This is a genomic window from Paenibacillus sp. NPDC101420, assembly GCF_050277435.1.
Lineage (GTDB): Bacteria > Bacillota > Bacilli > Paenibacillales > Paenibacillaceae > Paenibacillus_AQ.
Genome location: NZ_JBNNSE010000005.1, coordinates 427,634 through 440,163, shown reverse-complemented (window position 1 = coordinate 440,163; position 12,530 = coordinate 427,634). Strand labels below are relative to the sequence as shown.

The following is a 12,530-nucleotide window of genomic DNA, read 5'->3' as shown; positions in this document are numbered from 1 at the left end:
ATTATCCGCCGGAGGGAACGTTCTTCTTTTTTGTCTTCTTTCCGAATACCTTAAACTAAGTGGAGGTGGCTTGACCTCTACGTAAGGTGGGAGGGACTATCGCAATGGGGAGATTAAGAAAATGGGGGAACCGAGGGCTAAGATTACCTGATCTAGGTCAGCTTCGGCTGCCAAAAATAAATGGGGGCGGGACGCCGAGGTTCTCTGGAAGAAGCTCCGCGTTCAAGTCAAAACCTAGTAGGGCAGCGGCAAGACCACAGAATGCACGCTTTGAAGCTAAGCGAAGTAGAAGTCATATGAGATCATCCAGTAGGGCAGAGAGAAAGATGACCGTTTCCGGCGGAAACACGCGTAAGCCAAGAAGCCGGCGCAAATTTTGGTTGATTGCATCCTTGGTATTGATTGTGCTTGTGCTACAAGCACTGCGATACGTGGAGCTGCACATGAAGCCACCTATCTTGCATTTAGCGCAAATTCGTGTGAAGCAAATCGCAACAGAGTCGATAAATAAAGCGATTACTTCACAAGTTGCGAACGGAGGAAATGCGGAGGAACTGATTGATTGGAAGACCGATAAGAACGGGAAAATATCAGGCTTTATGTTGAACTATGCGGAGCATATGCGTATTACTTCGCAAGCAGCAGAGGTAATCCAGACCACGTTGCAGGATTTGCATAATCAGACAGAATATATTCCGCTCGGTCAGGCACTAGGTAGTCCTCTCATCGCCTCTTATGGACCTGATATCCCGATCAAGATTGAACCGCAAGGTGCTGTTAAGGTTGAACTCAGCACTCGCCAGCAAAATGCCGGAATTAATATGATTTTAGTTGAGGTCTATATCCATATTGTTACGGAGGTAGCGGTGGTTATTCCTTTTGACATGGAACCCCAAGTAGTGGATACGGAAATTCCTGTGTCATATTTGATGGTCGTCGGAGACGTGCCTATGTATTACTACGATAATCAGGGTCAGCCTGTCGGAGCTAATGGCAGCAGTGCCCCGGGAATTGCTATTCCTGCACCATCTGTAAGTGGAGATAAAAATGGAGTATCAGATCAGAGCAAGGATACCCCTGGGAATAGCCAAGAGGATAGCAATTCATCACCAGCTGCACCCAATTCTTCGAATACAGGCGCAGCTCATACAGAAGAAGGCGGCAAAGGTGTAAATGGAGGGAATTAAGGGATATCGTGCTTAACCGCTCATAGACTATAGGTAGAGTTGCTTTAAATAAATGGAGCGTGAGTCCAAATGTCACATGAATCGCTGAATATGGAACGCTTGGCAGGGAGATATGGTTTCCTTGAACGTGCCGGACTTTTACCCTTGCCAAGTGAAGATGGGATTTCTATTGTAGTTGAGCTTAGCCGTATGGAATGTGCCAGGGTCTGTTTACCCCTGCTGCTGCGCCACTCAGGAGTGGCTGTGCGCATTATTGCTGTTTCAATGACGCCCGATTTCCCCATGGAGGTATTAGCAAGACAGTTCTCGCCAGAGGAACCAGTGCTCTTCCTACCCTATGAGAAGGAGGAGTATATGCCGAACCTAGCTCTGGCCCATATCGAGACCACCTTTGCTGTTCTGCTTGAAGATTCGATTATGGTATCGCCTGGCTGGTTAAGCGAGTTAATGTGGGCTTCCTTTGATGATGCTTCCGTTAGAGTCATTGCTCCGCGTTCTTCTACCGAGAGAGGGGAAGGGAAGAAACGGCTTCACTTTGGTACTCATCATGAATTAGCTGAGCATGTAAGCTACAGTCTTGGGCGGTATCAAGGCGAATGGCGCGAGGTGGAAGTGCTAACCGGATCTTGTCTTCTATTCACTAAGGAATTGATTCAGCGAATTGGCGGCTTTGACACCTCGCTTCAAGCGCGGCATCTCATGATAGCTGACTGGTGTCTCCGAGCGCGGCAGATTGGAGCGAAACTGGCACTGAGTGAAGCTGTGTATGTTCATGCTATCCAGTCACTGGATAGATACCTGAGAACGAAGGACGAATCCAAACAGACGAATGGCTGGCAGACATACTACAAGAAATGGGCACTTGAAAGCGGGATAGAGAACGAAGGACTTTTAGTACCACCTACTGAATCCTTAAAATTTCCACAGCCGGTTATACCATTGGGCAGGATACCCTTAGCTTCTCCGTTGGTAACGGCCTTAGTGTATTGTGATGAAGCTTGGGATTGTGATGAGCTGAAGGAGCAATGGATAGCTGCACGGGAGCAGCAGAGCTACAAGTATATTCGCTGGATTTGGATCAGAGATACTTTGGTGGACGCTGCTCCTGAGTTTCCGGTTAGCGAACATGATGTAGTGATAACGGTTCATGGTGAGGATGTATGGCTACGGGCGTTAAAGAACGCATCTGCATTATATGAGAGTGAGATCATTCTGTATTTGTCCACTTCTATCCAATATGAGAAACATTATATTGAGCGGGTGGTGAAGGCCATAACCCAAGGCTCCGCTGATCTGATCGTAAGTTTATCGACTGAAATGGAGGAAGCGGGGGTTCATTTGCTTTCAGGGGGAGATTCAGCGCTCACGCTACCTCTTGAACGTGTTGCTTACAAAGGAGGGATCGTGCCTGGGATGATTAGCAATAGGAAGCTTACTTCCCGTCAATTGCTGCTTCACCCTAATGCTTCTCTGGTAATAGGCTATATTGGGGATTTGTCCGATTCCAAGGAGGCACACCCATGAAATATTTAATTCTAAGCGGAGGTTCTTGGGAGGACTACGAATATAAAAGATTGCTAGAGCTTCTTCCCGACCGGGAAGGGGTCTGCTTTGCTGGACGAATGACCAGTGAGCAGCAGACTAACAATCAGATTAGGGCAGTTGCGGCTGCAGATATTTATTCTTTGAACATGAAGCAATACACGATTCTTGTCTCTTCTCCTTATTGGCTCACAGAGGTTCTCTCCTTGCAGGCAGCTTATGTAGTGGCTCTGCTAGAACGTTGCCCGGAAGAAGAAAAGAAGTGGTTATGGGATAAATACAGCGGTTTGCTTGGCGCAAAGGCTGACCTTGTAGCCACCCGATCTGAACGGATATATCTAGAGCAGAGCTTACGCAGGGAAGGTGTGCTCTATCTCGGCGGGGATCAGCAGGAATCCTATGGAGCTACCTTTCAGGGAGATCGGCTGTATTTTCTTACGGATTATGAGGTACTGTGGAGGAAGGCCATAGTGAACTTGTGGCAGGATTCAACGATATCACCTGCTAATTGGGTTACTATACAGCTTGAGTTGCGGGCGGATTATTACATTTCCATGTGTGCTAAGCTGCCCAGTCAACCTGTTGTACATTACTTGGCAGCTTCCTATCTGTACTTGTTGGGGGATCCCGTAGCAAACCGCTATCTGACGCAATCCTTTGAGCTCATGGTGCTGTATGAATATTTAGATTGCCTTCATTCACATTTTCGCTTTTTTTCGGCTATAGAGGGTAAGACTGGGGATTTGGAAACAGCTGTTCAACAATATACGATTACGGCATTTACAGCTGAGGAGAAGCGGGATGCGGAAAGACTGCGGGGCTGGCTTCACTCCGGGCAGTACGAACTTGTCCGGGCAGAGCTGTTTCGCTTGAATGAGGATGAAGCTGCGGCAGTACGAATTCTGAGTTCGCTCACTACCTCAGAGGCGAAGCTGTTATTGATTCAGAATTATATTCGGACCTTCCAATGGGAAAAAGCGCTAGAGCTTCAGCAAGATTTGGAGGGAAGTGTAGATGGGGTTATAGAAGGCACAATACACTTGCTACATGGCAGACGGCATGAGGCTATACGCAGCTTCTTGAATGCGGCAGGGCAAGACAATCAGGCGTGGCCGCTTTTATCAGAGATGGCAGATCTAGAAGAGGCGGTAAAACGATTGAAAAGGAGAGTGGAGGGATGAGTAGTCATAGATGGCCTCTCCGCAAAACAGCAGGTAACCGCTTGACCGCTATGATGCAGGTTCGAAACGAAGCTGGAAGGTATCTGGAGCAGGTACTTGAAGAACTGAGTGAGTTTGTGGATGATATTGTAGTTGTTGATGATGGAAGTACAGATCATACGGCACAGTTATGTCGTTCTTTTGCCAAGGTTACGAAGCTTGTGACACTGGAGACCTCCTTGTTTAATCGGGAGTGGGAGCTAAGGCAGATATTATGGGATTTGGCGGTATCTACGAATCCGGATTGGCTCCTGTCTGTAGACGCTGATGAGTTCTATGAAGAGACAGCTAAACGGGAGATGAGACGGCTGATTGATCAGGATGTGTATGACTGGGTATCTTTCCGGCTATTTGATTTCTGGGGTGGTACCACCCATTATCGTGAAGATGAACATTGGAATATCCATACGAAGCATACTCGTACACTTGTCCGATATTTGCCGAATTTTCATTATTTCTTCCCGAAAATGGATCATCATGTTCCTAGGCTGCCGCTTTCTTACTCTGTATTACCGGGTTTTCTTGCCGAACTGCGGGTGAAGCATTATGGATGGGCGGTTCCGCCGGAAGAGCTTCGACTTAAATATTCGCGTTATATGGAGCTTGATCCAGAGGGGCGCTGGGGGAGTCTGGAGCAGTACCAGTCCATTCTAGATGCGCAGCCCCATTTGATCGAATGGAAAGAATAGCTCTGAAATCCGAATCTGCCAGTCGGTTAGGTCTGACTGGCAGATCTGACGAGCAGCCCCCATGGGATTTGAACTGAGGAAATCCCATGGGGATAAGCTTTTGCCGCGAGTATGAGCTTGTAGTATGAGAGACCGACTGCAGCGGTAGTTCCCCCGATTCTGCGCAAAGCCATTTCATCTGATTGAGCGATCTTTGGAGTTTCCCCACAGGAGCAAGCTATTGCCACATATAATAGCCATTCGGCACAGTCCGTCGAGGCATTATAATGAGGGGTTTGACTGAGATAGATGGAACACCACTGTTTCTTTACGGGGATAGGAGCCTCAAGCAATCCATAGTATAAGGGCTGCGGCAGCTTGCACCACTGGAATAAAGAGCCCTCTGATTGTCGATAAAGCGATAATACACTATCCCAAGCACCGACCTGAAGCAGCAATTGCATAGCGTAGCTCAGATCAGGAAGAGCAGGCTTAATGTCAGAACGACCTGTTAAGATATGATGAATTGTTAGCATCCCCGGTCTGTATGGCGATATGGAGATAAGCCACTTCATGGCTGATTCAGTATCTCCAGCACGGCAAGACAAAGCCCAGAGATAGCCGAGTATAGATGAACGTTCGGAGAGAATAGATGGATTATGAAGCAGCTGCTCAAGCGGTGCTAGGGTGTGTTCCCCCTCTTGCTGCTGAGTACAATCAAGGAAAGCCTGCACAATGGTTTGAACGGCTAACGGTAGCTGCGAAGCAAAAGAGAGAGTGACCAGCCATTCAAAGTCACGAGCATTGAGCGCCGCGGGCACAAGATAGCCTAAGGTAATTGGTGAGAGAGCGTGGATATGGCAGCGGGTCAATGCGATCATACTTAACCTCTCTCCGGATAGCAGGCTTAGTGGGACAAGCTGTTTCCACGCATCCGTATAATCTGGTTTGAATTGTATAGCATCCTCGTAGTGTTCCCGCGCGTTTGGATATAGAAATAACTTCTCGCATACTCTGCCCGCTAGTAGTTCTGTTCGATACGTTCCACTTCCCGAAGAAGATGGATATGGATGTGCTGTATCTCCGCTCTTCAGTGCTTGCTGCAAGAAGTGTCTAGCTTGTCTAAGCTGTCCTTGTTCGAGCAACAAAGCAGCATAGCCCTCTAATAAATCAGTGAAATCAGGAAACAATAAGCTCCCCGCATGAAAGACTTCCTCAGATTCCTGCTGCCTGTTACATCGTTGTAAGGCATAGGCAGTCTTTAGATAAATATCGGAGGCATACCCGGATTGGGTTGGAACATCAGCGAGTAATGGAAGAAGTACATCTGCCGCTGCATGATATTGTTCCTGTTGATAATGCTCTACCCCTAGTGCATAACGAAGGATTAGATGGTTCGGTTGAAGCTGCAGACCACTATTGATGAGAGCTAAATTGCGCTGGTATTTATTTTTGTGCTGTAGTTCATCCTCTAAATAACCGTAGTGATAAATACGCAATTCAGCGTAAGCGATCTCCCCCGCAGGAAGCTCCCAAATGCTGCTGGCCGTCTCCTCATGAATGATTCCACGAAAGATGATTCTTTTATCGTTTCTGAACAGGCGGCAGACATGATCGGTAACAAAATCCGCTTCAGGGGCGTCACCGATATAGTGGATAATGGGTAGGCAATATCCGTGAATATGCGCTGCGTCCAGCAGGTGCTGGAGCTGCTCCCTCCTCCAATGATCTACAGCCTCATCGGCATCAAGTACTAGAATCCAAGAGGAAGTTGCATGCTTCAGACTTAGGTTTCGTGCTTTCGAGAAATCATTCTCCCAAGTCATATCGATGATCTTTGCACCGAACTTAGTTGCTATGTCTATGCTATTATCCTCAGACCCGGTATCCACAATGATGATTTCTGATACGATTCCTTGCACAGAAGACAGGCATTTCTCCAGGTGGTTCGCCTCATTCTTAATGATCATACAAAGTGTGATATCGGGTGTGGTCATAGGAAACGTCCCTCCTATTCTGAAACTTTGGGAAGCGGAAGAGCTAGGCGTACTCTTTTGACCGCTGGTGAATAGGTAGCAGAAGAGGATAGTGAAGCAAGCAGACGATCCGCTAACAAAATTTGTGAACGCCCCTGCTCAGATGCTTGAATAAATGCCACTTCTATAGAAATGGGCTGCTCTGTGGCATTTATCAGCTGTGCGGCTGCTTCATTACATCCCTCACTCTGTAATAATTCTAGGAGAATCCTGTTCTTAGTCATTGTGTAGTCTGGCAAATGAGCGTGGAACCAAGCGTAAATCTCACTCTCACGACCTGCACATTTCAGGGCTCGCAGTAGCCGGGCAATGACGGGAGTAGGTTCGGGATCAAGCTGTGAGGTTTTGGTGTAACAAGCAATGGCTTCAGTCTCATCACCCATCTCTTCACATAGTTGACCCAGCATATAATACGTTAAATATGAACCGAGTCCAGCCTCAGTATGGTAGCCGGGAGGAGCAGCTCCGATGACCAGCGCTTGTAGCAATGCTACTTTGGCTTCTGCAAAGGCACCTAATTGTAAGAGTAGAGCCCCTTTGATATGAGCTAAGTCTGGGTAATCCGGATGTGAGCTAATCCCACGGTCACAAGCTGCAAGCGCCCCAGGATAATCTTTTAATTCTGCAAGCGAGCGAATTTTATATTTGTGCAGCAGGTGGATGTAACTTGTATCAGGCGGTGCCTCTTCTAGTGATTGTTGGATATGTTTTAGAGCAGGTTGATACTCCCCCAAACGCATATACTCAACAGCCATATTAAAATGGTGGAAAGGATCTTTAGGATTTAACCTTAGCTGCTCTTTCAGCAGCTCAACATTTCGTTTGATTTTATCTTTCTTGACGACTACCCCTTCTGCGTAACCATAATGATGGATGACTACAGTGGTCAAATGCATCGGTGCCTGGGGTGTAGCTGTTATGATAGCCTCAGCGATCTGTTCGTGAATGATACCACTAAACCGGTACTTAGGGCGATTACGAAACATCCGAATAATCGGATTGACGGTGATCGTCTGTGAAGCGGGGGTTAGCCCTTTATGATTATGAATGCGTAGGAAAAATGCCTCGTACTCCATATGCTCGGCACATAGCAGTAATTCTCCCTTGCTCTCCTCACTTAATTCCTCATCTCCATCTAGAACGAGAATCCAATGTCCATGGGCCTGCTGGAGACCTGCGTTGCGGGCAGCAGCAAAGTCGCCGCTCCAAGGGTGTTGTATGATTTTGGCTCCGAAGCTTAGGGCAATTTGAACTGAAGCGTCGGTGGATCCAGTATCGACTACAATGATCTCATCAACGACTCCGCGTACGCTTTTTAAACATTGGCTCAAGCTATCTCCTTCGTTCTTAACGATCATGCATAAGGAAATTAGTGGCTTTCTTCTTGAGCGGTTCATAGGGATGACCTCCCTTCGCTCTGACGGAAGCTCCACTGAGTGTGCCAAGGTGTACGATTCAGCAAGGTAATGGATTTACGGATAGCTCCGATATCCTCCTGCAATGGGCCATGAGCATGGGCATCCTTTAAACTTTGTAGAGCATCTTCCATACTCAGCTTCGCTTGCTGAAGATAACAGAGGGATAAGCCGATCCTTGCGGATTCATGCTCTGGCTCTTGTTCCAGCGCTTGCTGAAACCATTCACTGGCTTCGGAATAATGCCCTTTGTCAAAGATCATCTCACCAATATAAAAAAGCACGCTTGCATCGGCGATCTTATCACGAACAAGTACAATAAATTCCTCTCCTGCGGCCTGCCAATTCCCTTCTTTATATAATGCTGTGGCAAATTCAGATCGATAAGCAGGGAACAGGTCCACTAAAGTATGACTAAGTGTGAGCTGATGCAGCTTTACGGATTGCCCGATGAGGTCGGAAAGGAATGAGGAATATAAGTGATCTAGCTCTATTTCTACCGGACATGCCACTTGTTGGCGTTGGGATCGCTCAATGTATTCCAGTCCAGAACGAAGTTCACCTGATGTATGGTTGAGCAAGTCCTTTTTAAATTCTCCATATCGTTCCCATTGGCAAATGGCCCAAAGAGTATACCACTGCTTTTGATGCTCTAAACCAAGGTGATCTTGGGAAGCTAGTAAGGTCATCTGCCCTATAGCTGTACTCGCGTCTTCTAGCTTGCCGGTGATGATGAGTGATGAGATGATTCTATATGCAGTATCCAATTCCAATGGAAAAATATCTCGGGATAAGGTAGTTATGGTCTCATAAGCATTTATCTCATATAAACTGTCAATGATCGCGGATCTACTGATTGAGGTAGTTGGGGGAACGAGTTGGATCAGTAAAGTGGCGATTTCCTCATCGGGTACAGCTAAGCGTTGAAAAGCAGCAGCAATCCCCTGCAAGGCGGGCGTATATAAAGAATGGTGTTGAAGTGCACGATGAAAAAATCTCGCAGCATCCTCAAGAAGACCAAGCCGCTGTGAGATTAAACCCATCCGGTATAGGGGGCGAAAGGTACTCATTCCTTGTTCACATACATATTTTCCGCTAAGCACCTCATGCTCAGGAATGGACTCTGCATGTTGATAAGCTAATAGCGCACGTTCCAAAAGGCCTTGGCTCTCCAAAGATTGCCCTAACAAAAAATGTAAATCAGGATAGTCGCCATAACGTTCCAGTTCAATCATCAGCAAGGGGTCAATCGCATTCATTTTTCCTTGAGCATGATAAATTTTACAGAGATCCCTAATCATCGTGGGACGATAGGAGGCTTCGAGTACTACATGGTGAAGGCCTTGACGAAGCAACATCTCAGCTTCCAGAAGACGACCGTCCTGACAGAAGTTTACTGCCAAATTATAGGAGTGGAAAGGATCATCCGGATATTCGGTTAAAGCGAGGAGCAGCAGGTGTCTATTTCGATTGATTTTATCTTTTCGTGTCATGATTTCAGGTAAATATCCAAAGTGTATAATCTCAAGTTGACTGTGCTCAATCGCCGAGAGGTTATGTTTGCTAAGGATTGAAGTGTCAATTCCCTCATGAATTCTTCCACTATATTGATAACCCTGTCCACTTCGGAATAAGCGGACTGCACTGTGTTTTACCTTATCTTCAGGTCGTTCGCCAACCCAATTATCAATGTTTACAGTAAAAGCCTGAGCTTGTGTGTTCTGCAGAAGGCTGCGGAGTTCTGTAAGTGGGGTCTGCAAGCACTCATCGGCATCAAGGATAAGAATCCAATTTGTTGAGGCATGAACGAGCCCTTCATTACGAGCTGCCGCGAAATCGTCTGTCCATTCCCGTTGGAAGACTCTAGCCCCGTGCGCTTCGGCAATAGCTATGGATTCGTCGGTAGAGCCTGTATCGATCATCACAATTTCGTCAGCACCAGCTACGCTTGCGAGACAGTGAGGCAGGAGATCAGCTTCATCTTTTACGATGAGGTGGACGCCAAGCGTAATATTATTCACGGTTGTTCCTCCTTGAAAAGCATTATGTGTTTGTTGCACATATGTATAGCTGCTGACACAAGCATAAACGCCTTCGGCGTCCTTATAGTTAAAGAAAAAGCACATGGATATCCATGTACTCTTTCTTGTTACAACATATGATGGTCATCTGGATTACGTGCCCTGAGCATTGAAACTTACATTGATCGTGGATGCAGAGCCTGAATTGGCTGATTGATAGGATAGGCGGGTATATTTCAGGAATCTGGCTGGCACTATGACATCGATAGAGCCTGCTGCTAAAGGATTATCTCCTGTGGTATCGACGAAATAGTTCGTTCCATCAGCACTGATTTCCACACGTGTGTTGACCGGATTTGCCCCTGTATTGTTAATGAAGAAGGAATACGTTCCCAGTACGCTCGTAGTAACGGCTGGTAGAGGTGTATAGGTGTTAGCAGTCGCAATACCTGTAGTGGTCTGTTCTATAAAGCTGCGTTGTGAAATAGAAGTGACACTACTTAGTGTACCAGCTGTGATTGTAGCTCCGAGCACACTAGTGATGGTGCCGTTAAGGATGTTGGTGACTGTACCTGCGGAAGATAGAGTACCAGCTGTGATGGTGGCACCGAGTACGCTGGTAATGGTGCCGTTTAAGATGTTGGTGACTGTACCTGCAGATGACAAAGTACCGGCAGTAATCGTAGCTCCGAGTACGCTGGTGATAGTCCCGTTAAGGATGTTGGTGACTGTACCTGCGGAAGACAGAGTACCAGCCGTGATGGTAGCTCCGAGCACGCTGGTAATGGTGCCGTTTAAGATGTTGGTGATTGTTCCTGCTGAGGACAAAGTACCAGCTGTGATGGTGGCTCCGAGTACGCTGGTGATGGTGCCGTTTAAGATGTTGGTGACTGTACCTGCTGAGGACAAAGTACCAGCTGTGATGGTAGCTCCGAGTACGCTGGTGATAGTCCCGTTAAGGATGTTGGTGACTGTACCTGCGGAAGATAGAGTACCAGCTGTGATGGTAGCGCCGAGCACGTTAGTGATGGTGCCCTCAAGGATGTTAGTAATAGTACCTGCGGAGGACAAAGTACCCGCGGTGATCGTAGCGCCGAGCACGCTAGTAATGGTGCCGTTAAGGATGTTTGTAACTGTTCCGGCGGAGGATAACGTACCTGCTGTTATGGTTGCCCCAAGCACACTAGTGATTGTACCGGCAGTAATGGTAGCACCGAGCACGCTGGTAATGGTGCCCTCAAGGATGTTGGTAATAGTACCTGCGGAGGACAAAGTACCGGCAGTAATCGTAGCGCCGAGCACGCTAGTAATAGTCCCGTTAAGGATGTTGGTAACTGTTCCTGCGGAGGACAAAGTACCTGCTGTTATGGTTGCCCCAAGCACACTAGTGATTGTACCGGCGGTAATGGTAGCTCCGAGCACGCTGGTAATGGTGCCCTCAAGGATGTTAGTAATAGTACCTGCGGAGGACAAAGTACCGGCAGTAATCGTAGCGCCGAGCACGCTAGTAATAGTCCCGTTAAGGATGTTGGTAACTGTACCTGCGGAGGACAAGGTACCCGCAGTAATCGTAGCACCAAGCACGTTAGTAATGGTGCCGTTAAGGATGTTGGTAACTGTACCTGCGGAGGACAAAGTACCCGCGGTGATCGTAGCACCAAGCACACTAGTAATGGTGCCGTTAAGGATGTTGGTAACTGTACCTGCGGAGGACAAAGTACCGGCAGTAATTGTAGCGCCGAGCACGCTAGTAATGGTGCCGTTAAGGATGTTGGTAACTGTACCTGCGGAGGACAAAGTACCCGCGGTGATCGTAGCGCCGAGCACGCTGGAAATGGTGCCGTCAAGGATAATCGTTGTTAGATTTCCGCTTGGATCTGTAGTGAGTGGATGATCAATCAGCGAGGCATCCCGGCCGAATATAAGCGTTCTTAGATTATCAGGATTCGCTTGAAAAGAGCTATAGTTAGGCAAAGTTCCTCGTCCTTTCCTTATAAATGATTGAGTTATACCAAAAGACTGGGCTTGGACGTATACACAATCTTGATTGCCAATACCTTTTGAATGTAGCGTAGAGCCGGAGACTAACAGGGTGATCTCCCTGATTCTTAATTGTGTAAGAGATCATCGTTTTAGCTCCGCTTTTTTTGTTTTATTTTGCTGCGCTTTTTAAGCTCCAGGCCGTAATGGATTTCATTCACTTCCTACGGCTTTCTGGAACTCAATCCATGAAAAGGCTCAAACCGTCGTTTGAGCCCTGAGCCTAAAAATAAACCGCAGTCCAATAAACCGCAAACCGATAGGGACAATCCTTAGCCATTCGAATGGTGTGATATTAATATATGGTGGGAAATAGGGGGTGATTGGGCAAAAAAAGCAATATACGCACATTCCCACAACCTGTTACTGAGTGTGGCATAAAATAGAATAAGCTTAAGTAC

The 12,530-nt window shown here is 47.1% G+C and carries 8 protein-coding genes; 4 read left to right on the top strand and 4 right to left on the bottom strand.

Translation table 11 applies throughout. From position 1 onward, the window contains the following. Positions 1 to 104 precede the first annotated feature (104 nt). The 4 genes from yunB to ACQKMP_RS22435 all read left to right on the top strand — a co-directional run bounded on the left by yunB (position 105) and on the right by ACQKMP_RS22435 (position 4,638). The gene (gene yunB, locus ACQKMP_RS22450) at positions 105 to 1,187 is read left to right on the top strand and encodes a sporulation protein YunB (RefSeq protein ID WP_427471134.1); all 1,083 of its coding nucleotides are present in this window, start codon (positions 105 to 107) and stop codon (positions 1,185 to 1,187) included. Between the two features lie 69 nt (positions 1,188 to 1,256). Next, positions 1,257 to 2,711 (top strand): hypothetical protein, encoded by a 1,455-nt coding sequence (locus tag ACQKMP_RS22445; RefSeq protein ID WP_427471132.1) that lies wholly within the window; start codon positions 1,257 to 1,259, stop codon positions 2,709 to 2,711. Beyond that, the gene (locus ACQKMP_RS22440) at positions 2,708 to 3,910 is read left to right on the top strand and encodes a hypothetical protein (protein WP_427471130.1); all 1,203 of its coding nucleotides are present in this window, start codon (positions 2,708 to 2,710) and stop codon (positions 3,908 to 3,910) included. Before ACQKMP_RS22445 ends, ACQKMP_RS22440 begins: the two co-directional genes overlap by 4 nt. Next, entirely contained in the window at positions 3,907 to 4,638 is a 732-nt protein-coding gene (locus ACQKMP_RS22435) for a glycosyltransferase (RefSeq protein WP_042191661.1), read from the top strand. The genes ACQKMP_RS22440 and ACQKMP_RS22435 overlap by 4 nt, the downstream gene beginning before the upstream one ends. Before the next feature lie 26 nt (positions 4,639 to 4,664). On the opposite strand, the gene ACQKMP_RS22430 is transcribed toward ACQKMP_RS22435, so the two are convergent. From ACQKMP_RS22430 to ACQKMP_RS22415, 4 genes are all read right to left on the bottom strand, one after another. After that, on the bottom strand, positions 4,665 to 6,614 hold the full coding sequence (locus ACQKMP_RS22430; protein WP_427471128.1) for a glycosyltransferase: 1,950 nt from the start codon (positions 6,612 to 6,614) through the stop codon (positions 4,665 to 4,667). A gap of 14 nt (positions 6,615 to 6,628) precedes the next feature. Next, positions 6,629 to 8,050 carry a tetratricopeptide repeat-containing glycosyltransferase family 2 protein gene (locus ACQKMP_RS22425; RefSeq protein ID WP_427471126.1) on the bottom strand — a complete coding sequence of 474 codons (1,422 nt, stop codon included), beginning with the start codon at positions 8,048 to 8,050 and terminating at the stop codon, positions 6,629 to 6,631. Next, positions 8,047 to 10,089 carry a glycosyltransferase gene (locus ACQKMP_RS22420; protein ID WP_427471125.1) on the bottom strand — a complete coding sequence of 681 codons (2,043 nt, stop codon included), beginning with the start codon at positions 10,087 to 10,089 and terminating at the stop codon, positions 8,047 to 8,049. Before ACQKMP_RS22420 ends, ACQKMP_RS22425 begins: the two co-directional genes overlap by 4 nt. A gap of 153 nt (positions 10,090 to 10,242) precedes the next feature. Beyond that, on the bottom strand, positions 10,243 to 12,063 hold the full coding sequence (locus ACQKMP_RS22415; RefSeq protein ID WP_339798518.1) for a DUF6385 domain-containing protein: 1,821 nt from the start codon (positions 12,061 to 12,063) through the stop codon (positions 10,243 to 10,245). Between the last annotated feature and the right edge of the window lie 467 nt (positions 12,064 to 12,530).